This is a genomic window from Frateuria sp. Soil773, assembly GCF_001428405.1.
Classification (GTDB): Bacteria; Pseudomonadota; Gammaproteobacteria; order Xanthomonadales; family Rhodanobacteraceae; genus LMSL01.
This window is the reverse complement of sequence record NZ_LMSL01000002.1, coordinates 399,541-423,386: the sequence shown is the minus strand read 5'-3', so window position 1 is coordinate 423,386 and position 23,846 is coordinate 399,541. Positions and strand designations below refer to the sequence as shown.

Sequence of the window (23,846 nt, the reverse complement as noted above, 5' to 3'; positions counted from 1 at the left end):
CCCTCGAAGGCGGCAACATCACCTTCGCCTGCCCGGGCAACTTCACCGTCAAGGCGGGGCAGCATCCGTTCCTGGGGGGAGAGAGCGAAGCGGCCGAGCTGCCGGCCCTCCCGCAGTCGGCGATGCAGGCCATTCCCAACTGGATCGAGATCGATCACCGCGATCCCGACGATGAACCGTTCGCCGGATTGCCCTACAAGATTTTCTTCGAAGGCGGGCAGGTCGTGGCCGGCACGCTGGATGCCCAGGGCCACGCGCGGCACGAGAACGTGCCGGCGAAGGCGACTCATGTGGAGTACCAGTTTCCGCCGCCCCAAGACGATAAGCCGTGGGACCCCATCGCGGACCTGATTGCGGCCTCACGCGACAAACTCGGCTAAGGACCGGCCATGTGGGAAGAACTCGAAAACGGACTGGAGTGGTTCAAGGCGGCGCCCGCGCGTTGGTATGCGAGTGCAAAGGAGGATGTTTCAGCCGCCGCCGAATGGATCTGGAACGTGCTGCAAGGCGACTTTGCGGATGACCAGTCCACCGCGCAGGTCGTCACTGGCACCGTGATCTCGATGATCCCGTTCGTGGATCAGATCTGCGATGTGCGCGACGTGGTCGCCAACTGCCGCAAGATTCACCAGGACGTCTCGAACAAATGGTCGTGGGTCGCGCTGATCCTGACCTTGATCGGACTGTTCCCCGTGCTGGGCTCGCTCGGCAAGGGCTGCGGAAAGATCCTGTTCGCCTACGGACGAAAGTGCGTGTTCCGCGCGGGCGTACATGCGCTCGAAGCCGGCTTCTGGCAGGCCAGCCGGCCGTGGGTCGAGGCCGGTATCAAGAAACTGAACCAGTACCTCGCCATGCCGTCGGTGCGCCGCACGTTGAAGTCCCTGGGCTGGCTCAACCCCTACAAGACGATCGCCGGGAAACTCCGGCAGGTGATGGGCAAGCTCAACGTCGGCGAGCTATCGAAAGCCTTCGACAAGGTGATCGAGGCGCTGAACTACTTCGTCGGCAAGATCCAGCGCTGGGGTTCCGAGGCGATGGGCACCAAGGCTGGCCAACTGCTGCGCCAGGTCATGGATATCCGCAACGCGATGGCCAAGCGTGTCGAGGAACTGCTGGCGCCGGTGCGCGACTGGCTGGAACAACTGGCGCGCCGCATCGAACTGGAAACCAATCTTGCCTACCGCGCCGAGGTCAACGCGGTCAATCCGAGTAAATACATGCGCCCGCAACTGGCTGCCGATGCGGCTGACATGGCGGCGAACAAGCCGAGGTGGGTGGATGAGGCGGCCTCGCTTCGCCACAAGCCCATGGGGGATGCGCCGTTCGAGAAAGGTTGGCCGGATATTAGCAAAACTGCTCCCACGCCACTCGGGAAAGCCTATAAAACTTTTCACAACGCCAAGCCAGTTACCATCAAGCCAGGCGAAAAGCTTTACCGAGTGGTCGACCCATCCTCGTTCGACAACAGCATCTGCTGGATGCGCGAGGCCGAGTTCAAGGCGCTCAAGAGCCGCGACGACTGGCGCCGCCGCTTTGCCGTATGGCGATATTGGAACCGCAACGGCGAGTACGCGACCTACGTGGTGCCGCCGGGCGAGGGGCTGCGGGTATGGGAGGGCGCTACAGCCAGTCAGCGCCTTGAGGAAGGAAGCAAGTTTGTTCTCGAGGGTGGCGCACCCCAGATCGTGCTCGACCCGAAGCAGCTCAAACCCGAATACCTCGCCAAACGGAAGCCCACCGGTTGGGGCTATACCGACTTCCCCGGTGAAAGCGACGAGTTCCTCGGCCTACCGAAACTGGCCAACAATATCGATCCACGTAACTTGGCGCCGGACGGCAAGCTCAAGCTGCCGGCCAAGGCACCCTGACGCACAAGGTCAATCACCCTCATGCCCGCACTGATCATTCCCCAGGAAATCTACCTGCTCGAGCGCTACAGCTCGCCCGAGTATTTCGTCCAGATGCGCGATGCCTGGGATGCCATGGTGACCTATGTCGAGGATTGCCTTGAACGCTTCATGCGCAAGTTGCCGCCGGCGTACCGCAATCGGCCGCTGCCCGAGCAGCCGGATATCGTCTGGGGGCAGCGCGTGCTACCCAACTTCCTCAATACCCAGCAAGGGCTGTGGAACGCGTATATCAAGCTGACGCATGGCGACTATGAAATGTTGAATGCGGCGCATCGTGTGTCCAACGATGTCCGCGGTCAACGTGAGTTTTCGTATGCTTGGCTGGATGAAGTCGAAGAAGGGGGCAGCGAGCGCTATTGGAAGCTCTTGCTTGCAGCTGAAGACTACGCGGATAACATCACACCAACGGCCGGCGCCTACTGGAACGTGGGGACGCTCGGGGCGAGATATAANCGCTCAGTTGCTGATCGCAAACGAGGCAGCGCCTATCGCTTACGTCGGTTATGACCCGGAAACAATGCAGAATGTCTCCGAACAACCCACAATCTGGACCCTGATCGAACGCGTTCCTGGCGAAACTGTGCCGCTGGAGGAGGGGCTGGGCAAGGTCGAATCCACGCCTTTGCATGTGGCTGCCGGCAAACCCTCCCCACGCACCGGTTGGTGGTTCACTCCCGCCAAGGCCCACTCGCGTCGCCACTTCAAGCAGGGTGACATCTTCCCGACCATCGAAGGCAGCACCTACGGTGATACCTACTGGCAATGGTCGCCGGATCAGTCGTCGCCCAGCCTTTGAGCCGCAAGCTGAGTCATGCCTGCCCCCCCTCATTCCCCAGGAGATCTATCTGATCGAGCGCTACAGCTCGCCCGAGTATTTCGTGCAGATGCGTGATGCATGGGATGCCATGGTGAACTACGTCGAGGATTGCCTCGACCGGTTCATGTACAAGCTGCCGCCGGCATATCGCAATCGGCCGCTGCCCGAGCAGCCGGATATCGTCTGGGGACAGCGCGTGCTACCCAACTTCCTCAATACCCAGCAAGGGTTGTGGAACGCGTATATCAAGCTCACGCATGGCGACTATGAAATGCTCAATGCAGCGCACCGCGTGTCCAACGATGTCCGCGGGCAACGTGAGTTTTCATATACCTGGCTGGATGAAGTCGAAGAAGGGGGCGGCGAGCGCTATTGGAAGCTCTTGCTTGCAGCCGGAGATTATGCGGGCAACATCATTCCGACCGCCGGTGGTTCGTGGCCGAAAACTATTCTGACCAGTAACTTTTCATCCGAACGCGGGGAACTCGATCCACCAACTGCTTGGCCGCTTTATCGTATCAATCCATCTGTTCAAGTTAAGACCGGCGATGTGGCGAGCCAGTCCGGCGTCTATCTTCCCGAGATCGAAGATGCCTGCGCTAACTTTTTGATCGGCGGCCAGACCGTGACGCGGGCGCGCGTCGGCTATGGCCCCGAGACACTTCAATACATCTCGAAGCAACCCACGCTCTGGACATTGATCGAGCGCGTGCCCGGCGAAACCGTGCCGCTGGCCGAGGGGCTGGGCAAGATCGCATCCACACCCTTGCATGTGGTTGCCGGCAAGTCCTGCCCTCGTGCCGGTTGGTGGCTCACCCCGGCCAAGGCCCATTCACGTCGCCACTTCAAACAGGGTGACGTGTTTCCCGTCATCGAAGACAGCGCCTACGGCGACACCTACTGGCAATGGTCGCCAGATCAGTCGTCGCCCAGCCTTTGAGCCATAAGCTGAGTCATGTCCGCACCCCTTATCCCCCAGGAAATCTACGTGCTCGAGCGCTACAGTTCGCTGGAGTACTTCGCGGCCATGCGCGATGCTTGGGACGCCATGGTGGGCCACGTCGAGCAGAGCCTCGAACGGTTCATGCAGAAACTGCCGCCCGCCTACCGAAATCGGCCGTTGCCCGAGCAGCCCGACATTGTTTGGGGACAGCGCGTGCTGCCGAACTTCCAGCATACGCAGCGGGAGGTCCATGACGCCTACGCTGAGCTGCTCAGCGGCAACATGAATGGGTTGAACGCAGCGCATAACGTGTCCAACGACATTCGTGGGCAACGTGAATTCTCGGACGCCTGGCTGGATGAAGTGGAGGACGGGGGGGCAGCGAACGCTACACCAAGCTGCTGCAGAAGGCCGGGCACTATGCACGTAACATCGCCCCAACGGCCGGGGCCTACTGGAATGTGGGCACGCTTGGAGAGCGATATGTNCGCTCAGTTGCTGATCGCAAACGAGGCAGCGCCTATCGCTTACGTCGGTTATGACCCGGAAACGATGCAGAACGTCTCCGAGCAGGCGACCTTCTGGACGTTGGTCGAACGGGTCCCCGGTGAAACGGTGCCGCTGGAACAGGGACTGGGTACTGTCGAATCCACGCCGTCGCATGTCGCGGCCGGCCAACCCTGTCCTCGCGCCGGCTGGTGGTTCACTCCTGCCAAGATCCGTTCACGTCGCCACTTCAAGCAGGGCGACATCTTTCCGGTCATTGAAGGCAGTGCGTACGGCGACACTTACTGGCAGTGGTCGCCGGATCAGTCCTCGCCCAGCCTTTGAGCTGCAAGTTGAGTCATATCCGGCCCCCTCATTCCACAGGAAATCTACCTGCTTGAGCGTTTCGTTTCGCTGGAGTACTTCGCAGCCATGCGCGATGCGTGGGACGCCATGGTCCGCTACGTTGAGCAGAGCCCTACCGATCTGGGTACGTACGTCAACCGATGTTGGATGGCGCGTTCGAATGCCGCATACGGGCCGTCGCCGCTTGCCTAGAGTCCGCCCGCCGCCAGCAGGAGGCGCAGTTGCTCGGCCAGCCGCAGGCTCAGCGCGACGATGGTGAAGGTGGGGAAGGCCCAGCCGCCGGTGGGGAACACCGAGCTGCCCGCGATGTGCAGGTTGTCGATGCCGTGCACCCGGCATTGCGGATCGACCACGCCCTGCCGGGGATCGTCGGACATGCGGGTGGTGCCCAGGTGGTGCGCGGTGCCGTGCACCAGCGGCGCGCTGTCGTCCTCCAGCCAGGGCTCGGGCTGGAAGCGCCCGCCGCAGGCGCGGCTGAGCTGCTGGCCGAACAGCGTGGCGGCGGTGCGGTAGGTGTGCCGGTCCAGCGGGGTGAGGCGCCAGTCCACGCTAACCTTGCGCTGGCCCAGCGCGTCGCGCTCGCGCCCCAGCGCGACCCGGCTGTCCGGGTTGGGCGCCTGCTCGAAGTAGCCGACCAGGTCGACGTGGTCGCTCTTCACCGTGGGCCGGGCGGCCAGCTTCTGCCGGAAGGCCCTGGCGATGTCGCCGATGCCCAGGCCCAGCCGCAGGGCCAGCACGCCGATGCTTTCGGAAGTGGCCACGGTGCCGTCGTTGCCGACCGGCCCGTTCTTCAGCGCGGCGCAGAGCCGCTCGGCCAGCAGCGCACCTTCGTCGCGGGTGGTGCTGCGCAGGGCGGCGCGCAGGTCGCGCAGGGCGCGGATGCCCTTCGGCACCGTACCTTCCACGGCGAACGGATGCACCCGCCCGCTCAGCACCTGGTGCGTCCGCTGCGCTTCCTCCGACAGGCCGATCTCCGGGAACGACGGGGCCGGCCCCTTGCCCTGGTTGCGGTCGTAGGGCCGGGTGAGGCGGTCGGGGCTGTCGGTGAACACGGTGCCCAGCTTGCCGCTGGGGTGGTCCATGAAGAAGCGCCCGACCAGGTCGCGCTCGTTGCCCAGCCCCTGCGGCACGACCGCGTTCGACAAGAGCAGCAGCCGCGCATTCTCGATGCCGCCGCAGGCGAGCACGTAGTGCCGCGCGCGGATCACGCCGCGGCGCCCGTCCAGTGCGCCGATGCGCGCCTGGCGCACGGACGAGCCGCAGGGCGTGGCCTGCAGTTCGAGCAGGTTGGCGTGCAGCATCACGGTGAGGTTCGGCGCCTGCTCCAGCTCGGCGCGGTAGGCGTCGCCGAACAGGATCGGGCTGCGCGCGAAGATCTGGTTGACCAGGGTGCCGGCCTCGAAGCGGATCGGCGGATGCGTCAGCGGAGCGAGGAAGGAGCCGCTCACGAAGCCGTGCGGCCCGATGCGGCAGAACGCGCGCGCCTGCGCGTAGTACGGCGCAAGTTCGGCATAGGATAGCGGCCAGCCGCTGCGCGGCACCCATTCGCGCGGCGCGAGGTCCTGCTGGGCCAGCGGGATGCAGCCGCCGCCCCACAGGTTGCAGCTTCCGCCGAAGGCGCGCATCCGCGAGGTGCCTGGGTCGAACGGGGTCGAGCCGACCGAGCCGCCCTCGTAGAGCTCCTGGCAGCGTTCCTCGCCGGCGAACCCGCCGCTTTCGAGCAGGCACACGCGCACCGCGCTGCCGGCAAAGGACCGTGCGATGGCGATGCCGGCGGCGCCGGCCCCGACGATGCACAGGTCCGCTTCGACATCGGTCGGAGACGATCCGTCCAGGTAATCAATAATCACGCTTCCCCCAGTGCTTACGCTGATCGACGATGCGCTGCCCTGCGATGGTGCTCCGCGAAACGGATTGCGCCGGGCCGCGGCCCGGTTGCTACTTACACGCGGTAATAGTTCCGGTGCCAGTCGACGAAACGGCCTACGCCTACCTCCACCGGCACCCGCGGCCGATAGCCGACGGCGTGGACCAATCCGGAAACGTCGGCCTCGGTGTCGGGGACGTCGCCGGCCTGCAGCGGCAGCATCTCCGTCTTCGCCTTGCGCCCCAGGCACCGCTCCAGCACCTCGATGTAGCGCAGCAGCTCCACCGGCTGCTCGTTGCCGATGTTGTACAGCCGGTACGGCGCCACCCCGCTGGCGGCCGGGTCCGGCGCCAGCCCGTCCCAGGCGCCGTCCCGCCCCGGCACCGTGTCCAGCGTGCGCACCACGCCTTCGACGATGTCGTCGATGTAGGTGAAGCTGCGCCGGTGGTGGCCGTGGTTGAACACCTTGATCGGCTCGCCCGCCAGGATCGCCCGGGTGAACAGGAACAGCGCCATGTCCGGCCGGCCCCACGGGCCGTACACCGTGAAGAAGCGCAGCCCCGTGCTGGGAATGCCGTACAGGTGCGCATAGCTGTGCGCCATCTGCTCGTTGGCCTTCTTGGTCGCCGCGTACAGCGTCAGCGGGTGCTCCGTGGGCTGGTGCTCCGAGAACGGCATCGCCCGGTTGGCGCCGTATACCGAGCTGGTCGAGGCGAACACCAGGTGCTCCACGCCGTGCCGGCGGCAGCCCTCCAGGACGTGCAGGAAGCCGGTGACGTTGCTCGCCACGTACACGTGCGGGTTCTCCGCGGCGTAGCGCACCCCGGCCTGCGCGGCCAGGTTGACCACCCGCTGCGGCCGGTGCGTGGCGAACACGCTCTCCACCAGCGCCCGGTCGGCCAGGTCGCCGTGCACGTGCGTGTAGCCGGGATGGTCCCTGAAGCGCGCCAGCCGCGCCTGCTTCAGGGTCACGTCGTAGTAGTCGTTGAGGCTGTCGAGGCCGATCACCTCGTCGCCGCGCTCGAGCAGCCTGAGCGCCACGTGGGAGCCGATGAAGCCGGCCGTGCCGGTAACCAGGACTTTCACCGTCACAGCCTCCCGTCCACCGCGTCGCGCGGCAGCACGTACTTCACGTCGTACACCACCGACGCCGGCTTGCCGTATGCGCGCACGCCCGCCGCGCCCAGCGCCACGAACTGCCGGTGGCCCACGGCGACGATCACCGCGTCGTAGTCGCCCGCCGCCGGCTGCGCGATCGGCGCCAGCCCGTACTCGTGGCTCGCCTCGGCCGCGTCCACCCACGGGTCGTGGATGTCGACCTCGGCGTGGTAGCCGCGCAGCGCCTGCACGATGTCCACCACCCGCGTGTTGCGCAGGTCCGGGCAGTTCTCCTTGAACGCCAGCCCCAGGATCAGGATCCGCGCGCGCACCGGGTTGATCCCCTTGCGCACCATCAGCCGGATCACCTCGCCGGCGATGTACGGCCCCATGCCGTCGTTGGTGCGCCGCCCGGCCAGGATCACGTCCGGGTGGTGGCCCACCTCCTGCGCCTTGTGCGTGAGGTAGTACGGGTCCACGCTGATGCAGTGCCCGCCCACCAGGCCCGGCCGGAACGGCAGGAAGTTCCACTTGGTGCCGGCCGCCTGCAGCACCTCCAGCGTATCGATGCCGAGCTTGTTGAACAGGATCGCCAGGTCGTTGACCAGGGCGATGTTGAGGTCGCGCTGGGTGTTCTCGATCACCTTGGCCGCCTCGGCCACCTTCAGCGAGCTGGCCTTGTGCGTGCCGGCGGCGATCACCGAGCCGTACAGGCGGTCGACGAAGTCGGCCGTCTCCGGGGTGGAGCCGGAGGTCACCTTGAGGATCGAGGTGACGCGGTGTTCCTTGTCGCCCGGGTTGATCCGCTCGGGGCTGTAGCCGGCGAAGAAGTCGCGGTTGAAGACCAGACCGGAGACCTTCTCCAGGATCGGCACGCAGACTTCCTCGGTGCAGCCCGGGTACACGGTCGATTCGTACACCACGGTGTCGCCGGGCTTGAGCACCCGGCCCAGGGCCTCGCTGGCCTTCACCAGCGGGGTCAGGTCCGGCCGCTTGGCGCTGTCGATCGGGGTGGGCACGGTGACGATGTAGACGGTGCGGTCGCGCAGGTCGTCCAGCGCGGCGCCGAAGCGCAGCCGCGTGGCCCCGGCCAGTTCGCCAGCGTCCACCTCCAGCGTGCTGTCGCGCCCGGCGCGCAGCTCGTCGATGCGTCCCGGGTTGATGTCGAAACCGACCGTGTCGTAGCGCTTGCCGAATTCCACCGCCAGCGGCAGGCCGACGTAGCCCAGGCCGACGATCGCGAGCTTCGTGTCTTGCAGATTGCGCATACGAGCGTCCCGGCCGCTTGCCCCGTCGATACGGGACTGGCGTGATGGCTTTCGTCGGCGGGCGACCGCGCCGGATCGCCTGCTGCCCCTGCTTGCCATGGGCCTTCCGGTGCACGGCGGAGCAGAGGCTAGCAGGGCGCGAAAGCGTTTCCGCTCCGGCAAAAGGCCGGTTGGCCGAATGGTCGATGGCGGCGGCAAGCCGGGCGCGACGGCGCTTGCGTGCCCCGCGCGGCGCGTGGCCGCTTGCGGAACGAGGCGAATGTCCTTGCGACGCTGCGCGCGACATCCTGCCTATGGCGAATGGAGGAGTCGGCCGGCGCCTTTCGAGGCATCCGCACCGCGTGCGTTGCGGCGGTGCCGATGCCGGAGGAGGCCGGCCTGCGCCGGCATGGCGGACGGCCAACGGCGGGAGCGAAGCCGCTCCCCGGGTGATTGCGTTTTCCGCAGCCCGGCGGATTGCAACGGACGTCCGTCCGGACGTCCATCACGGCCGGTGCATGCGCCGTTCCCGGTGCGGCCGTCAGGAAATTGCGTCGTCCCTCAGGGCGACGAGCTGGATGCGGCCGGCGCTGCCGTCGCGGCCGTGCCGTCCGCCGGGGCCGGTGCCGGCGCGGCGGGCAGGATCAGCTCGGGATCGGCTTGCTGCGCTTCCAGCCGGCGGATGCTCTGCTGCACGGCGTCGAGCTGGCTGCTGGTGGTCTGCAGGTCGGTGCTCAGCGAAACCGCGCGTTCCTTCGCCTGCTGCTGCAGGGCCGCCACCTGTTGGGCCTGCTGCTGCTGGCGCGCCGCGTCCTGCTGCAGGTTCTGCAGGCGCTGCTCGTTCAGCGCGACCATGTGCTCGGCGTACTTCTTGCCCGCCTGCAGGCGCAGCGTGTCCAGGTCCACCTCGGCCAGCTTCTCGGTCTGCGCGGCGAAGGTGCGGTAGATGCTCTCGGCGTCCTTCTCCACGTCCGACTGGATCACGCGCCAGAACACCTTGTCGTGGAACAGCACGACGTAGTAGCTCAGCTTGTCGGCCTGGAACAGCAGGCTCGCGCCGTAGCTGCCGTTGTAGGTGGTGCGCAGCTCGGTCAGCTGGTGGCTGTCCATCAACTGGCGCAGGCGATCGACCGTGCCGCCGGAAACGCTGCCGTCCTGCGCGGCGACCGCTTCGCCGGTGTGCGCCTGGGGTGGCTGTGCCGCCAGCGCCGAGGCCGAGGCGGCCGTCAGGGCCGTTGCAAGCAACGACACCACGAAGCGATGCGCGCCCGCGCTGCGAATCAATGAAGTCATCCCCTGTTTCCCCGGTGGTTGCTGGTTTTCCTGGCCGGCCTCGCGGCACCGACGGGCGACGTCCGCGTCTCCCGATCCAGGCAGTCTAAGGCCGCGGTGCGAGGGGTCAAGTGATGGTTGTGCGTACGGGTGGGCATCTTTAGTAGACCAGTTGGACGCGATGGCATTGCAGCGATTGCAGGTGGACGTCGGTCAGACCCAGTTTTAGCCCAAGCCCATTTTGGAGTATCGGTGTGAGTATGTTTGAACCAACGCCATCGAGTGCAGGTTTCAGTGCCTGAAGTATGAAGCCGAGCAGGTTGACGAAAGCACCGGAGTTCGAGCCAGAGCCGCCGGAGGCGGTTATCGCGCCACTGATCACGTTGATGCAGGAGTCCTTGCTTCCAAGCGTGCATCCAAGGTTGTTGAGCACGCCGGACAAGGCGCCAGTAACACCGCCGAGGAGGTTACCCACGGAGCCGAGCAGACCCTGCACATTGAGCTGCAAGGTATTGCCAAGAAGAGCAAGCACGTCACCGGTCACGTTCCCGAGCAATCCCTGTAGACCTTGTGATGCCGCCTTGATTTTGTTGAGGGCTTGCTGGGTTCTTGCGAGATTGCCGAGGCCCGCATCGGTGCTGTTCCAGAGGTCCTGAGCGGTTTGATTGGCCGTTTGCGATGGATTGCCAGGCGGTTGTGTCTGAGGGTTGGCGATCAGGGCGGCGGTCAAGGCGGTGACCAGATTGTTGACCGTGGTGCCGATCTCCAACTGATTTCCATTGGCTGGTATGACCTTGGTCTGCCCCACATACAGCGAGTCTGAGCCGTTGGCGGGTAATGCCTGGGTAGCCAGATGCGTATTCAACGAAATCAGATCCAGTCCGGCGATCTGGGCATCCAACAGCATCTTGTTTGAAGAGGCTCCCGGAATGCCATCGCAACCGTGTGCGGTCGAGAACACCTGGCTTTCGTCGAAATTGCCGACACACATCTTGAGTACGGAGGATTCCACTTGAATGGTGGCGAGCGGATGGCCGTCATCGTCCGAGGCGGTGCACAGGTCCGTCAGCGTGCCCTTCGCATCGACCAAGTCCAATGCAACTGGTAGATCGAGCTTGAGCTTGATGAGCCCCCCGATAAGAGGGACTCCACTTGTATCTGCAATGATGTGAAGGAAGGTACGTACTTGTGCCGTATAGGCGCTGGTTCCTATGCCGCCGATTCCAATCGATGGCGGTTCGATTACCCGTGTCTTTGCAATGACCTTCAGCAAGCCAAAGGGAAGGCCTGCAGGCGGCGTATCGATATTGGCGCTTATCGCATGCTGCCCTGTTCCCACGCCTATGGCCGTCGCAAGCAATTGCAGGGCATCTACTTGCGCGTTGAGCGCAGCTTGCGCCGCTCCATCGGGAGCAACGATCGTTGCAAACAGTCCGCCAGGGCCACCCAGCGTCACTTTCTGAAGAGTAAGGTTGAGTTGTGCCGTGAGAGTGTTGAGCAAGCTGGTGTTGGCGTTAGCCAAATCTTGTTGCCCAGCTACCGTTACGATGGCGTCCAGCACGTCAATGAGGGCACGTGCATGCAGTTGAGAAGCGAGCAAGGTGTTGAGGTCGCCGACGCTGATGTCGGAAGGTACCTCGACGCCCAGTTGCTTGAGCAAGCCTGCTGGCGTGATCTTGACGTTAGCCAAGCCCTCGTAACCGACCAGCGACGTACCCTCGAGCGGTATGCCAACACTCTTGAGCAACTGTCCCAGGGTTGACGACCCGTCGTAGTCAACCAGGGTGGTGCCTACCGAGAACGCCGCAATGGGTGGTGCGCCAGAAGCGACCGCCTCGGACTTCACCGTCAGGCTCTGCGTGCCCATCTGGTGCAGGAACGGCACGGCGCTGACGGAGGCGGTCACCTTGACCGCATTGACGCTGCCGCCGGCGGCGACGGCAGCGAAGTGGTCCGTCGCGGCGTTGGCCGGGTTCCAGTCCCCGCATGCGATCGCCAGGGTTCCCCCGAAGCCGTTGTCCACCGTGGCGTTGCCCCGGGCGGCGGCGTTGTCGGCGTTGTCCGGGGCGCAGTCCTGCAGGCGCTGGGCACCGGCCAGGGCGGCGAGGTCGGCGACCTTCTGCGTATCGCGCTTGGCCCAGTAGAAATAGCCGACCTCGACCAGGCCGAGCATGGCGACCAGGCCGACCAGCATGAGGATCATCGCGATCGACATGGAGCCGCGCTGGCACCGCGGGGCGATGCCCGTGCCGTGCCCGTCCGGGCGCCGGCAGGCACCTTCCGCGGTGGCGCATTGGGTCCGTCCGGGCGCGCTCATGGCCTGTTATCTCCCGTTGCCGGTGCTCTTTCCGACGTTGGTTTCGTAGAACTCCGGAATGGCGTGATCGAAGCTCTTCAGGTAGCGGCGGTAGCTGGCGCTGGCCTCGTCGCCCAGCACTGGCAGGCGCGTGCCGGCGCGGCGGTCGTCGGCCTGCATCTGCAACAGTTGCCGCGTGGTCTCGCCGATCCGCGTGTCCTGAAGCGAGACCGGCATGCCGGTGTCTTCCGGCTCGGGCGCATCCATGGAGTTAGTGGGCATAGGGGCCGCAGGCATGGGTTGCGCGGGAGGCGGGAGCGGCGGCCGCTGGCTGGCGACCCGCGCCGGCCGCGGCGCGGGAACGGTGCGCGGTGCCGTGGCCGGCGCGACGTTCGGCGGCGGCTGTGCCGGTGCTGTATCCGCCGGCGGGTAGCCGGCCATCATCTGCCCGGTCAGGGGCTGCTGCTGGGCCATCGACAGCGCGGGCAGGGCCAGCAGCGCGAGCAGCACGGAGGAGCGCGCGGAGGCGAAGCGGAGAATCATGGATGGGCCTCGCTGGGCGTGGAGGTGGAGTCGAAGCGTTCGAGCATGGGGCCGGGCAGGCCGGCGATCCGGGTCGGCCGGGCGGGGCGGGCGCCAGGGGCGTCCGGCGGCGGCACCTGCCGCGGCGTGCGCGCCTCCGATGCCGCGGCCGGCGATGCGCCGTCGGTGGATCGTGCGGCCTGCATCGCGCCGCGCAATTGCACGGCCAGCCGCTGGATGGCGTCGCGCGCGGCTTGCGGCAGCTCGGCGCGCTGCATCATGGCGTCGGCCTGCGCGTAGTTGCCGTCCAGCAGCATCCACAGCGCCAGGTTGGACACCGCCTTGACGTTGCCCGGCGCCAGCTCGGCCGCCTTGGCGAGGGGCTCGCGCGCGGCGGCCAGCCGGCCGGCCTGCAGCCGGGCGTAGCCGAGGTCGCCGAGGTAGGCGATGTTGAGGGGATCGACCTGCACCGCGCGGGACAGCGCCTGTTCGGCCGCGTCGTTGTCGCCTCGGGCCGCGGCGATCAGGCCGAGGCCGTGCTCGGCGGGGCCGGCCTGGTCGCTGCGCAGCAGCGTGGCGTAGAGCCTGCTGGCCGCGTCCGCCTGGCCGGTGCCGCGGAAGGCGTCGGCCTGCAGCCGGCGCAGCTCGGGCGTGTCGCCGTAGTGCTGGCGGTAGGCGTCGATGTGCGCCAGCGAGGCGTAGTACGCGCCCTGCTGCTGCATCCGGCGGATCAGGTCCAGGTACATCGTGCGGCTTTCCGCGGCGACCGTCCGCGGTTCGGGCTCGGGGGCGGGCTGCGCGTGTTCGAGGTAGCCCTGGCGCGTGGCGCAGGCGCCCAGCAGCAGGCAGCCGGCCAGCGCGAGCGGTCGACGCGCGCGGCGGGCATGGGTGCGGTGGCGCGGCGAGATGGCCATGCTCAATGTCCCTTCAATTTAGCCATGGTGCCGATCAGCGAGACCACCGCGGGCCCGGCCAGCACCAGCATCAGCGCCGGCAGCAGGGTGAGCATCATCACGATGGTCATCTTCACCGAGAGCTTGCCGGTCTTTTCCTTCATGCCCATCTTGCGCTGCTCGCGCAGGCGCTCGGCGAACTGGCGCAGCGGCTCCTGCACCGCGCCGCCGTGCTGGTGCACCTGCAGGATGATGAGCACCAGGCTCTTGAGGTCTTCGTTGTCGAACGATTCGGCCAGCCGCCGCAGCGACTGGTCGCGCGGGCGGCCGCGGATGTAGGCGGCGTTGGCGTCGCGGATCTCGCGGCCGAGCACCGGCAGCACCGTGTAGAAGCGCTCCGCGATCGTCTGCAGGCTCTGGTCCATGCTGAAGCCGATGCCCTGCAGCAGGCGCAGCAGGTCGATCAGCAGGGGCAGCTCGTCCTCGACGCGCTTGCGCAGGCGCGTGGCCCAGGCGTTCAGCGCGAACTTCGGCAGCAGCACGCCGGCGGCCAGCGCGGCGAACAGTTCCAACAGGGCCCTGACCCCGGTGGGGCGCAGCCACAGCGCCACCAGGGCCGGCAGCAGCAGCGCCAGCGCGAGCCGCAGGCCGAGGAAGATCGCGCGGCCGGAGCGGGTGTTGCGGTTGGCCTGGTCCAGCAGCAGGCGGTCCTCGGGAGCGAGCAGGGCCTTGCCGAGGCGGCCGTCCTCGAAGTGGCGGCCCAGCGATTCCAGCGTGTCCATGAGCAGGCGCCACGGCGTGCGCCGCACGTTCTCGGAGGCCTCGCCCTTGGGCGCGTGCAGCAGGCGTGACAGCGCCTGGTCGATCACCTGGTCGTGCTGCTGTTCCTGGCGCGCGCGTTGCAGCAGGCTGGCGCCGAACAGGGCCGCGCCCATGGCGAGGGCGAGCAGGGCCAGCGCCAGCAGCAGTCCGGTGGTCATAGCGACCTCGCCAGCCGGTACAGCAGGAAGCCGCCGATGAGTTCCATGACCGCGGCGATCAGCAGGATCTTGTGCCCCAGCGGATGGGTGAACATCGGATGGAAGAAGGCCGGGTTGAGCAGCGACATGAAGATCGCCACCACGATCGGCAGCAGCCCGAGCACCCAGGCCGACATGCGGGTTTCCGAGGTGATCGCGCGCAGTTCCTGCTGCGCGTGGTCCAGGTCGCGCATGAAGTCGCTCATCCGCTGCAGGATGTGGTCGGCGCGGCCACCCATGCGCACGCCGGTGCCCAGCACCACGTGCAGCAGGTCCAGCGCCTCCAGCCGGTACGGCCGCGCGGCCAGTTGCAGGGCGCGGTCCAGTTCCAGGCCGGTGCGCACCGAGCGCATGGTCTGGTCGAGCACGCCGCGCAGCGGCGCCTGCACCGACGCCGCCGCCGTCTGGAAGGCCATCGGCAGGCTGTTGCCGATGCTGGCCAGGCGCACCATCGCGTCGAGGAAATCCGGCAACTGGCGCACCAGTTGCCTGCGCAGCTTCTCGATGCGCGCGCGCAGCCACAGCCACGCCATCGCCGCGTAGACCGCCAGCAATACCGGCCAGGCCCATGCGGTGCCGATGCGCCAGGCGCCCAGCACCGTCAGCAGCAATCCCAGCGCGGCGATCTGGCCCGGCACGCGCCAGCCCGTGGGCAGGCCCGCGCGCAGGCACAGCGGGTCGGTGACCAGTTCGCCGGGCTGGCGCGCGGGCGCCGCCGCACCGGCAGCGCCCGCCGCGGCCGGGTTCGCCGCTGCGACCGGTGCGGCCAGGTTTTTCTCCAGGTGGGCCAGGCTCTTGCGCTGCTGCTGGCGCAGCGGGCTGCCCCACCACAGCTCGATCGCGCCGGCGAGCAGCAGCGACACCGCGCTCAGCAGGACCAGGGCGAGCGTCATCGCGCCATCTCGGCCGACGCTTCCTGCAGGAACTGGCGGAACGATTCCAGCTTGCGGGTATGCGGATGGAAACCCAGCCCGGGCCAGCGGTTCTGCTCGTTGCCGGCGGCGTCCACGAAGGTCTCGTGGCGGAACATCTCCTGGGTGGTGATGATGCGGTCGCTGACGCCGGTGACCTCGGTGATCGAGGAGATCACGCGCCGGCCGTTGCCCAGGCGGGCGATCTGCACCACGAAGTCGATCGCGCTGGCGATCTGCCGGCGCAGGCTGTCCTCGCTGCCCTGGAAGCCGGCGAAGCCGGCCAGCATCTCCAGCCGGGACAGGCCGTCGCGCGGCGAGTTGGCGTGGATGGTGGACATCGAGCCGTCGTGGCCGGTGTTCATCGCCTGCAGCATCTCCAGCACCTCGGCGCCGCGCACCTCGCCCACCACGATGCGGTCGGGCCGCATGCGCAGGCTGTTGCGCAGCAGGTCGCGGATGCTCACCGCACCGCTGCCCTCGAAGCCGCCCAGGCGGCTCTCCAGCCGCACCACGTGCGGGTGGTTGAGCGACAGCTCGGCGGTGTCCTCGATGGTGATGACGCGCTCCTCCGGCGGCACGTAGTGCGCCAGCGCGTTGAGCAGCGAGGTCTTGCCCGAGCTGGTGCCGCCGGAGACCAGGATGTTGCAGCGGCTCATCACGGCGGCGTGCAGCAGGGCCTGGATGGGGCGGTCGAAGGTGCCGATGCGCAGCAGGTCGTCGGGCGTGAACGGGTCGCGGCGGAACTTGCGGATCGACACGCTCGGCCCGGTCACCGACAGCGGCTCGATGACCGCGTTGAGGCGGCCGCCGTTGGCCAGCCGCGCGTCCACCATCGGGTTGGCCTCGTCCAGCCGGCGCCCCAGCGGCGCCAGGATGCGCCGCACGATGCGCAGCAGGTGGCGGTTGTCGCTGAAGCGCACCGGCGCCTGCTGCAGCACGCCGCGGCGCGAGATGTAGACGTTCTGGTAGCCGTTGACGAGGATGTCCTCGACCTCCGGGTCGGCCAGCAGGTCGTCCAGCGGGCCGTAGCCGGTCAGCTCCTTGACCAGCGCCGTCGCCACCTTCTGCACCTCCGCCTCGTTGACCGGGATGCGCCACTCCTGCACGAACGACGCGGTCTCGGTGCCGACGTACTTGGCGACGGTGTCCGACGACCAGGCGGCGATGTCGAGGTGCTGGTCCTCGATCCGGTTCAGCAGGAACTCGTGGGCCGCCGCCAGCACGTCGTGGAACTGCTGGGTGTGCTCGAAGGGCATCAACTGTTCTTCCATCGGAAGCCTCCCAGGCCGGTAAGCGCTCGTTTCCAGCTTGACGTGCCGGCAGCCCGGGGAGGCCTGGCGTGCAGCTTGGCGAGGATGGGATGAAGCGCGCGCACGTACGGATCGCGCGGCGACGACTGGTGCAGCAACTGCCCCTGGTTCGCGCTCGCGCGCAGCGCGCGCGGCCGCTCGGGCAGCGTGGCCAGCAGGGGCAGCTCGAAGCGCCTGGCGATCTGCATGGCGGTGGCGCCGCCGCTCTCGTCGTAGCGGTTGACCAGCAGCGAAAGGCGCGAGTCGCGCATGCCGGCGCGTTCCAGCTCGCGCAGCATGGCGTCCAGCGAAACCACCGCGCCGATGCTCTGGTCGGCGACCAGCCAGGTCTCGTCGGCGTCGCGCAGCAGCGCGACGGGGACCTGCGCGACCGGCAGGCCGCCGAGGTCGCACAGCAGCAGCGCGAAGTGGCTGCGCAGGCGCTCCAGCAGGACGTCGAGGTCGCCGTCGCCGCGCGGCGGCTCCAGCGTGCCGGGCACCTGCGACAGCAGCGCCAGCCGGCTGGCGTGCTGGCCCAGCGCGGTCTGGATCAGGGTGGCGTCGATGCGCCGCGCGCTGCGCAGGGCGTCGTCGTAGTGGAACTCGCCGTCCACGCCGAGGTACAGCGTGGCGTCGCCGGCGGGGCGGCCGAGATCGAGCAGCAGCGCCTGCCGGTCCGGCGCGCCGTCGGCCTCGTCCGCCGGCGCCGCCATCGCGCCGAGATGGGCGGCCAGCGTGCTGGTGCCGACGCCCGGCCTGACGCCGAGCAGCAGCACCAGGCGGCCGCGCGGGCGCAGCGCGGGCGCGGCTTCGCGCCGCGGCCACGTGGCCGGCGCCTGCGCACGGTCCAGCAGGACGCGCAGGTCCTCGTCGGTGGCGTCCATGTCGAGGAAATCGCGCACGCCGGCATGCCAGGCGGCGAGCACGCCCACGGCCTGGTCGGTGGCCGTGGAGCCGACGCCGACCAGGATCAGTTCGGATGCATGCAGCATCAGCCGGTGCGCTAGTTCCGACGAGGCCGTGGCGGCGGCGGGCGAGTAGTCCAGCAGCAGCCGGGTGCCGGCCTTGCGCGCCGCTTCGGCCAGCACCAGCTCGTTCGTGCCGGTTTCCCATTGCACGCGTGCGACGTCGCGCAGCCTGGCGGACAGGCGCTGCGCGCGGGCCGGGTCGGGCGAGACGAAGACGAGGACCACTCCAGGCTCCGGTTTGCTCATGGGGAACAGGGCGGCGGGAACGGACATGGGGTCATCCATCGAGGCTTAGCGCGAGAACCCCGGCAACTGGTCCGACCCTGCCGGATCGAGCAGGAACGCGCCCCACACCGGCAGGTGCCGCTGCGCTTCGCGCTGTCCCGGCAGCGGCAGGGTCGTGCCGCGCGCGAACGGCTTTATCAGGTGCGGGGTGACCACGATGACGAGTTCCTTGTCCTCCTGCCTGAAGTCGAGGTCGCGGAAAAACACGCCGATGATCGGGATGTCGCCGAGCAGCGGGATCTTGTTGACCTGGCTGCGCAGGTTCTGGCTGATCAGCCCGCCGATCACGAACGTCTCGCCGTCGCCCAGCTCGATCGTGGTGTCGGCGCGGCGGGTGATGATCCCCGGCACCTTGGTGCCGCTGAGGGTCACGCCGTTGGTGTAGTCGAGGTCGCTGGCCTCCGGCGCGACCTTCAGCGCGATGCGGTCGGGGGCGAGCACGGTGGGCGTCACGGTCAGGCCGATGCCGAACGACTTGTAGGTGATGGTGGTGGTGCCCAGCCCCTGCGGCTCGGGTATCGGCAGCTCGCCGCCGGCGAGGAAGCTGGCGCTCTGGCCGGACAGGGCCACCAGGGTGGGCTCGGCCAGCACCCGCGCCATGCCGTTGCTCTGCAGCAGGTTCAGGCTGCCGCTCCACTTGCCGGTGGTCGAGCCGGCGACCAGGTTGAAGGCCGATGAGAGCGCGTTGCCGACCGAGTCGCCGCCGCCCGTGGCGCCGTTGGGGCTGGTGATGCCGTAGCTGAAGCCGCCGTTGGCGTTGTTGAACTTCAGGCCGAGCTGGCGCAGCAGGGTGCGGTCGAACTCCACCACCTTCACGTCCACCTGCACCACGCCGCCGCCGGCGACGGTGGAGGCGTCGGCGAGCATGCCCTTGTCGCCTACCGTGGCCGCCGCGGCGAGGCGCGCCCGCTCGTGGTCGAGCGTGCTGTCGGCGCTGCCCTGCAGCAGGGCGGCACCGTCGTGGACCGAGACCTGCGCGCCGGCGTCGTCCTGCAATTGCGCCTGCAATGCGCTGCGCACCTGCACCACCAGCCGCTGCGGTTCCGGTTGGCCGCGATGCCACAGCAGCAGGGTGGTCTGGCCCGGCTGCTTGGCGGTCAGCAGGGCTTCGCGGCGGCCCTTCAGCATCACCAGGTCGGCCACGCCGGGATCGGCGATGGCGACCCGCTCCAGGTCGCGCGGCAGTTGCCACGGGCGCTGTTCGTGCGCCTGCAGGACGAGGCTGGCGTCGGCTGCGTCTGCCCGTAAGGGCGGCATGGCGAGTGTCAGGGCGAGGCAGGCGGCAGACAGGCTGTGCAGGACGTGCGGGCGGGGAAGGCGCCTCGGGAAAGCCATGGCAAGGATCCGTCGTGTCATGGGGAGCTGGTCCGGGTGGCGCGCGCGGCATCGGACGAGGTGCCGCGGATGATCTCCACGGCCTGCGGAATGGCGACGCGGTGCGGCCTGCTGCCGGAGGCGGCGGCGCGGTGGGCATTGCCGGCCAGGCCCAGGCCGTCGATGCCGGCGTAGGCGCGGTTGTCCGGTGTGTCGAGCAGGGCGCGCTGGTCGGCGCTCAGGCCGGCGCGCGGCGTCAGCACGGTGCGCGGCTGCGGGAACAAGGCGTCGTCCGGTCGTCCGTCGTCGCGCGGATGGCGCACCGCCAGCGACAGCTTGCCGTTCTGCACGCCGAGCAGCAGGCGGTCCGCGTCTTGTACCGGCACGGCCAGCACGGCGGTGCGCGCCACGGGCCGGCTTTCCTGCTCAGTGTTGCGCGTGGCGCCGTCCTTGGCCGGTGGCTTGTCGCCGGCCTCGGCGCTGGCGCGCGGCAGATCCTGGCCGCCGTACGCCAGCACGCGCAGGCGCGACAGCAGCAGGCGCGTCTGCGTGCCGTCGGTGGCCGCCTTGCCGTAGGCCGCCGGCTGCGCCGACTTCAGGCTCAGGAAGACGTCGACGTAGTCGCCGGGCAGCACCCGGTTGCCGGCGCCGGCCTGTTCGTCGACCGGCACCGCCATGGCGCGTTCGCCGGGCCTGAGCGCCATCGCCACGCCGCGCGCGAGCAGGTTCGAGGTCAGCACCGTGCCGGCGGGGATGTCCAGCAGCGGGATGCCGCCGGCCACGGCGTCCACTTTGTCGTAGCCGTCCACGGGCCGCTGCGCCACGCTGTCCAGGCGCAGCGCCGAGGCCGCGATCGGCGTGCCGGCCTTGAGCGCGGTCGCCGCCACCACCACGACCTCGCCTTGCCGGGACGTGCGGCCGCCTTGCGGAGCGGGGGCCTGGGTGATGCCCGCCGGCGCCTCGGCCGGCTTGGTGGTCCGCCGTCCCAGAGTGAAGGCCGCGATCGCCAGGATGACGGCGACGGCGACCAGCAGCAGGGCGGCAAGGCGGGTGAATTTCTGCATCGCGGCAATCTCCGGCGCTCTCAGGTGCCCGACGTATCGAGCTGGACGGTGGCGGAACTGGTCAGGGCGTTGCCGAGAAGCCAGCCGTAGACGGCGGTGGTGCCCGGGATGAAGGGATGCGCGTCGTAGTTGTAGGTGGTCTCCACCTTGATGCACTGCACGTTGACCGTGGCGGGACACGAGGCGGCCGTCACGGCGATCGGCGGGTTGCCCGGCGCGGCGCAATCCGGCGCGGCCCCGGAAAAATCCAGCAGCCATTGCATCGACTGCGAGGCCGCTAGGCAGGCGGCGGTGCGGCGTTCCGGAATCTCGCCGGTGCTGCCGTAGCGCAGAGCCGCGCGCGCGCCGTTGGCGGCGGCCAGGGTCAGCGACTGCTTGGCGGCGAAGATCAGCACGCCGGAAAAGGTCAGCATCAGGAGCGGCAGCACGCCGAGCAGGAACACCAGGGCGAACTCGATCGCCACCACGCCGCGCTGTTGTTTTCGTCCGGATGCGTTGTGCCGGTTGTTCCGGGCGGCATGTACAGACGTGGAGAATGGCCTCCCTGCGGACGGTCGCTTCGCGGCGTTCATGAGGGGCGCCCCGAATGCCACGGGGGCGTGGTCCCAGCGCAGGCTGGGGTCCGGCAGATCCGGACCATCGAAACACCAAGGCGCTGGATTCCAGCTTGCGCTGGAATGACGGGGATGGGGGATGGCGAAGGATTGACGCGTGTCACCCATCCAGCCCGCAACCGTCGTCCCGGCGAACCTCGAAAAGGGGGCAAGAGCTGGGACCCAGCGACTCTAGGCCGTCGAATCCGAAGACACCGGATTCCCGCCCTCGCCCCCTTTTCAAGGCTCGCCGGAATGACACTGCATGGACGGCTGTTCGGGATACCCATGACCCTCACCAATGCGCCAGGTCTGGAATGAACACCACCAGCAAGGCCCCCATCGCCATATAGGCGGCGTACGGCAATCCGACCCGCCCCTGGCGCGCCGCCACGACGTTTTGCCATAGCCTCGAGGTGTGGAGGCTCGATTGCAGCAAGGCCAGCGGCTGACCGGCCAGCCAGTGGCGTGACGCGAGAAGGACGAGGGCATGCACGCCCCCCAGCAGGCTGCCGACGATCCATATCGGCAGCAGTGCCTTGGCGCCCATGAGAAAACCCAGCACGGCGAAGAACTTCACGTCGCCGGCCCCCATCCAGCCGAACACGTAACAGGGCAACAGCACGGCCAGGCCGATGATCAAGCCCGTTAGCGCTATCCAGGGCTGGTCCGTCAATCCTTGCCACCAAGCCCAACCCGTCCAGATAGTGCCTAACAGCAGAGCGACAAGCAGCCACAAATTGTGTACTCGATGGGCATAAAGGTCGCTAATGACGGTAAGCAGGCACAGAGCCGCAGTGATTATTTGCGAGGCAATAAGCATGGAAGGCGCTCTACATGAGAGCCCTTACGATATGCCCAAGGCGGTCTTTAGCTTAGTTACAACGGTATCGAATACGGTTTGTATGGCTGGTACGAAGGTGACTGCGATTATTGAAACAATCAACGCCGCAAGAATTCCATACTCCAACGCCGTAATCCCATCTTCTTCACGCAAGAAACGACGGATCGACATGTTCATGTTGCCTCCCATGACAGAGCGCAGGGCTCTTCCGTTGCCAAGATGCCCGAATGGCCGGGATGCGAAGGACCGGCCATTCGAGTTGCCTGCGTTTCGGGGCGCAGGTTGGCCCACCCGGGCCAATACCGAATCGTTTGCCGTTCAGGGGCGGCCGCTGAGGCCGGTGCCGCGCCGGTGCGCGAAAAAGGCGCCCGCCGGTTTCCGGCGAGCACGGGGATAATCCGGACGCCCGCTGCGGGGCGTGTCCGGCGCGATGCCGGAATGGCGGGAAAAAAGCGCGATGCGTCCTGGCGCACCATGCGCGACACCTGCGATATCCATATGCCCCCCTGTTCGTTCGTCGGGGTTCCTGGGAACCCGGCCGACCTCTAGCACATTCTTTTCCGGTTCATGCGTGCCGGTTGCACAAAAACGGCACGTTTGAGATGCCTTTCCTGCGGCAGGGTTGGCACTTTTCCCGTCCGCGCGCGCAGGGGCGTGGCAAATTTGCCGAATATGTGTAAGAGCCGGCGCACCTGCGGTCCATTGTGGAAGGGCTCGGATGGAGCGTGCCGGCCCGTTCGCGGTCGGCATGCGTGCAGAAGCAGGGGGCTGTTTACGCATCATGGATATCAGGGATGACGGCCGGCTATTGCCTTGCGACCTGGTTTCGCTCAGCGGCATGCTCCGCGTCTGCAAGATGGAAACGGTGCTGCTCAACGCGGACGGGCCGCGCGCGGTCATCGACAGCCTGGTGCAGGGCGAGGCGCTGTTCTGCAGCGCGGAGTCGGCGTTCCCTTTCCGCGGCCGCTTTACCCTGCCCATCGACTGGTGCCTGTTCGGTTTCGTCCACCACACCGAGGAAAGCAGTTGGTGCCACGGGATCTCGTTCTCGTCGGGCACGGCGTTCACCGTGCTGCCGGAAGGCACCACCGAGTTCAGGCTCAGCGCCGGCAGCCGCCTGAGCTTCGTGCTGCTGCCGCTGGAGACGCTGCAGCGGCGGTACGCCGAGCTGGACCGCCACCACGCCGGCGAGCCGATCCACCTGCCGTCCCTGGTGCGGCTGTCCTATACCCCGGCCGCGCAGCGGCTGCAGGCGATCTACCACGACGTGCGCCAGCGGCTGATCCACGGTCCGCCAGAGGGCGGGGGAGAAGCCGGGATCGACATCGAGGCCCTGCTCGACAGCCACCTGACGGCGAGCCTGGCGGCAACCGGCGCCGACCTGCCCAACTGCACCCGCGGCCGGCGCAAGCATTACCTGATATTGCAACGTACCGAGCAGTACATGCGCGCGAACCTGCGCAACGATATCTACGTCAACGAGATGTGCAACGCGGCCGGCGTGAGCGAGCGCGCCTTGCGCTATGCCTTCGAGGACCTGCTGGGCATCTCGCCCAACCGCTACCTGTCGATGCTGCGGCTGTGCACGGCCTGCCGCAGCCTGGCCTTGTCCGACGTGAGCCGGCGCTCGGTGAAATCGGTGGCACTGAGCTGCGGGCTGTGGGACCTGTCGCGCTTCGCCGACAGCTACCGTCGCGTGTTCGGCGAACTGCCGCACGACACCTTGATGCGCTCGCCGCCGGGGGATGCTCTGTCGGCGCCTTGAGGCGGCTTCGCTTCGAGCTCGCCATGGAACCGTTGTTCGTGCGAGGCCGGGATCCGGCGACTTTGGGGTGCCGG

At 67.6% G+C, this 23,846-nt stretch carries 19 protein-coding genes and 1 pseudogene; 4 read left to right on the top strand and 16 right to left on the bottom strand.

Annotated features, from left to right (window positions below):
• The 3 genes and pseudogenes from ASG87_RS01910 to ASG87_RS01895 all read left to right on the top strand — a co-directional run.
• Positions 1-380: pseudogene (locus ASG87_RS01910) on the top strand (hypothetical protein); the annotation flags it as partial.
• A 9-nt stretch (positions 381-389) separates the two neighbouring features.
• Positions 390-1,868, top strand: a complete 1,479-nt coding sequence (locus tag ASG87_RS01905) for a hypothetical protein (RefSeq protein ID WP_055999928.1) — start codon at positions 390-392, stop codon at positions 1,866-1,868.
• A 947-nt stretch (positions 1,869-2,815) separates the two neighbouring features.
• Positions 2,816-3,667, top strand: coding sequence for a hypothetical protein (locus ASG87_RS01895; RefSeq protein WP_235499538.1), 852 nt, complete (start codon positions 2,816-2,818; stop codon positions 3,665-3,667).
• Positions 3,668-4,710: 1,043 nt separating this feature from the next.
• Here ASG87_RS01895 and ASG87_RS01885 read toward each other — a convergent pair.
• From ASG87_RS01885 to ASG87_RS19035, 16 genes are all read right to left on the bottom strand, one after another.
• Entirely contained in the window at positions 4,711-6,372 is a 1,662-nt protein-coding gene (locus tag ASG87_RS01885) for a GMC oxidoreductase (RefSeq protein ID WP_055999919.1), read from the bottom strand.
• Positions 6,373-6,464: 92 nt separating this feature from the next.
• Complete coding sequence (locus ASG87_RS01880) at positions 6,465-7,475, bottom strand: NAD-dependent epimerase (RefSeq protein ID WP_055999916.1); 1,011 nt, start codon at positions 7,473-7,475, stop codon at positions 6,465-6,467.
• A gap of 2 nt (positions 7,476-7,477) precedes the next feature.
• Entirely contained in the window at positions 7,478-8,755 is a 1,278-nt protein-coding gene (tviB, locus tag ASG87_RS01875; RefSeq protein WP_055999913.1) for a Vi polysaccharide biosynthesis UDP-N-acetylglucosamine C-6 dehydrogenase TviB, read from the bottom strand.
• 540 nt (positions 8,756-9,295) lie between these two features.
• Positions 9,296-10,027, bottom strand: coding sequence for a DUF2968 domain-containing protein (locus tag ASG87_RS01870; RefSeq protein ID WP_055999910.1), 732 nt, complete (start codon positions 10,025-10,027; stop codon positions 9,296-9,298).
• 139 nt (positions 10,028-10,166) lie between these two features.
• Positions 10,167-12,323: a pilus assembly protein TadG-related protein gene (locus ASG87_RS01865; protein WP_082582679.1), complete on the bottom strand. Its 2,157-nt coding sequence runs from the start codon at positions 12,321-12,323 to the stop codon at positions 10,167-10,169.
• A 6-nt stretch (positions 12,324-12,329) separates the two neighbouring features.
• A complete protein-coding gene (locus tag ASG87_RS01860) occupies positions 12,330-12,845 on the bottom strand; it encodes a DUF3613 domain-containing protein (protein WP_055999904.1) in 516 nt (171 codons plus the stop codon).
• Positions 12,842-13,738: a hypothetical protein gene (locus ASG87_RS01855; RefSeq protein WP_055999901.1), complete on the bottom strand. Its 897-nt coding sequence runs from the start codon at positions 13,736-13,738 to the stop codon at positions 12,842-12,844. Before ASG87_RS01855 ends, ASG87_RS01860 begins: the two co-directional genes overlap by 4 nt.
• Positions 13,739-13,740: 2 nt before the next feature.
• Entirely contained in the window at positions 13,741-14,697 is a 957-nt protein-coding gene (locus tag ASG87_RS01850) for a type II secretion system F family protein (RefSeq protein WP_055999898.1), read from the bottom strand.
• Positions 14,694-15,629 (bottom strand): type II secretion system F family protein, encoded by a 936-nt coding sequence (locus tag ASG87_RS01845; protein ID WP_055999895.1) that lies wholly within the window; start codon positions 15,627-15,629, stop codon positions 14,694-14,696. Before ASG87_RS01845 ends, ASG87_RS01850 begins: the two co-directional genes overlap by 4 nt.
• Positions 15,626-16,921, bottom strand: coding sequence for a CpaF family protein (locus tag ASG87_RS01840; RefSeq protein WP_055999892.1), 1,296 nt, complete (start codon positions 16,919-16,921; stop codon positions 15,626-15,628). The genes ASG87_RS01845 and ASG87_RS01840 overlap by 4 nt, the downstream gene beginning before the upstream one ends.
• Positions 16,906-18,180, bottom strand: a complete 1,275-nt coding sequence (locus tag ASG87_RS01835) for a fimbrial protein (protein ID WP_157510829.1) — start codon at positions 18,178-18,180, stop codon at positions 16,906-16,908. The genes ASG87_RS01840 and ASG87_RS01835 overlap by 16 nt, the downstream gene beginning before the upstream one ends.
• A gap of 18 nt (positions 18,181-18,198) precedes the next feature.
• The gene (locus tag ASG87_RS01830) at positions 18,199-19,449 is read right to left on the bottom strand and encodes a type II and III secretion system protein family protein (RefSeq protein ID WP_235499537.1); all 1,251 of its coding nucleotides are present in this window, start codon (positions 19,447-19,449) and stop codon (positions 18,199-18,201) included.
• 95 nt (positions 19,450-19,544) lie between these two features.
• Positions 19,545-20,570, bottom strand: coding sequence for a Flp pilus assembly protein CpaB (gene cpaB / locus ASG87_RS01825; protein WP_055999886.1), 1,026 nt, complete (start codon positions 20,568-20,570; stop codon positions 19,545-19,547).
• Positions 20,571-20,590: 20 nt separating this feature from the next.
• The gene (locus tag ASG87_RS01820; RefSeq protein ID WP_055999883.1) at positions 20,591-21,037 is read right to left on the bottom strand and encodes a TadE/TadG family type IV pilus assembly protein; all 447 of its coding nucleotides are present in this window, start codon (positions 21,035-21,037) and stop codon (positions 20,591-20,593) included.
• Positions 21,038-21,458: 421 nt separating this feature from the next.
• Positions 21,459-21,986 carry a prepilin peptidase gene (locus ASG87_RS01815; RefSeq protein ID WP_055999880.1) on the bottom strand — a complete coding sequence of 176 codons (528 nt, stop codon included), beginning with the start codon at positions 21,984-21,986 and terminating at the stop codon, positions 21,459-21,461.
• A gap of 24 nt (positions 21,987-22,010) precedes the next feature.
• A complete protein-coding gene (locus tag ASG87_RS19035) occupies positions 22,011-22,184 on the bottom strand; it encodes a Flp family type IVb pilin (protein WP_157510828.1) in 174 nt (57 codons plus the stop codon).
• Positions 22,185-22,788: 604 nt separating this feature from the next.
• On the opposite strand from ASG87_RS19035, the gene ASG87_RS01810 reads away from it, so the two are divergent.
• Complete coding sequence (locus ASG87_RS01810; RefSeq protein WP_055999875.1) at positions 22,789-23,772, top strand: helix-turn-helix domain-containing protein; 984 nt, start codon at positions 22,789-22,791, stop codon at positions 23,770-23,772.
• Positions 23,773-23,846 lie beyond the last annotated feature (74 nt).

What these genes read in the sequence shown, in the direction of transcription:
- ASG87_RS01840 (WP_055999892.1), bottom strand. Translation starts at nt 16,921, where the DNA reads ATGGAAGAACAGTTGATGCCCTTCGAGCACACCCAGCAGTTCCACGAC.
- ASG87_RS01895 (WP_235499538.1), top strand. Translation starts at nt 2,816, where the DNA reads ATGGTGAACTACGTCGAGGATTGCCTCGACCGGTTCATGTACAAGCTG.
- ASG87_RS01835 (WP_157510829.1), bottom strand. Translation starts at nt 18,180, where the DNA reads ATGTCCGTTCCCGCCGCCCTGTTCCCCATGAGCAAACCGGAGCCTGGA.
- ASG87_RS01905 (WP_055999928.1), top strand. Translation starts at nt 390, where the DNA reads ATGTGGGAAGAACTCGAAAACGGACTGGAGTGGTTCAAGGCGGCGCCC.
- ASG87_RS01860 (WP_055999904.1), bottom strand. Translation starts at nt 12,845, where the DNA reads ATGATTCTCCGCTTCGCCTCCGCGCGCTCCTCCGTGCTGCTCGCGCTG.
- ASG87_RS01870 (WP_055999910.1), bottom strand. Translation starts at nt 10,027, where the DNA reads ATGACTTCATTGATTCGCAGCGCGGGCGCGCATCGCTTCGTGGTGTCG.
- ASG87_RS01815 (WP_055999880.1), bottom strand. Translation starts at nt 21,986, where the DNA reads ATGCTTATTGCCTCGCAAATAATCACTGCGGCTCTGTGCCTGCTTACC.
- ASG87_RS01850 (WP_055999898.1), bottom strand. Translation starts at nt 14,697, where the DNA reads ATGACCACCGGACTGCTGCTGGCGCTGGCCCTGCTCGCCCTCGCCATG.
- cpaB (WP_055999886.1), bottom strand. Translation starts at nt 20,570, where the DNA reads ATGCAGAAATTCACCCGCCTTGCCGCCCTGCTGCTGGTCGCCGTCGCC.
- tviB (WP_055999913.1), bottom strand. Translation starts at nt 8,755, where the DNA reads ATGCGCAATCTGCAAGACACGAAGCTCGCGATCGTCGGCCTGGGCTAC.
- ASG87_RS01830 (WP_235499537.1), bottom strand. Translation starts at nt 19,449, where the DNA reads ATGCCGCCCTTACGGGCAGACGCAGCCGACGCCAGCCTCGTCCTGCAG.
- ASG87_RS01810 (WP_055999875.1), top strand. Translation starts at nt 22,789, where the DNA reads ATGGATATCAGGGATGACGGCCGGCTATTGCCTTGCGACCTGGTTTCG.
- ASG87_RS19035 (WP_157510828.1), bottom strand. Translation starts at nt 22,184, where the DNA reads ATGAACATGTCGATCCGTCGTTTCTTGCGTGAAGAAGATGGGATTACG.
- ASG87_RS01865 (WP_082582679.1), bottom strand. Translation starts at nt 12,323, where the DNA reads ATGAGCGCGCCCGGACGGACCCAATGCGCCACCGCGGAAGGTGCCTGC.
- ASG87_RS01845 (WP_055999895.1), bottom strand. Translation starts at nt 15,629, where the DNA reads ATGACGCTCGCCCTGGTCCTGCTGAGCGCGGTGTCGCTGCTGCTCGCC.
- ASG87_RS01855 (WP_055999901.1), bottom strand. Translation starts at nt 13,738, where the DNA reads ATGGCCATCTCGCCGCGCCACCGCACCCATGCCCGCCGCGCGCGTCGA.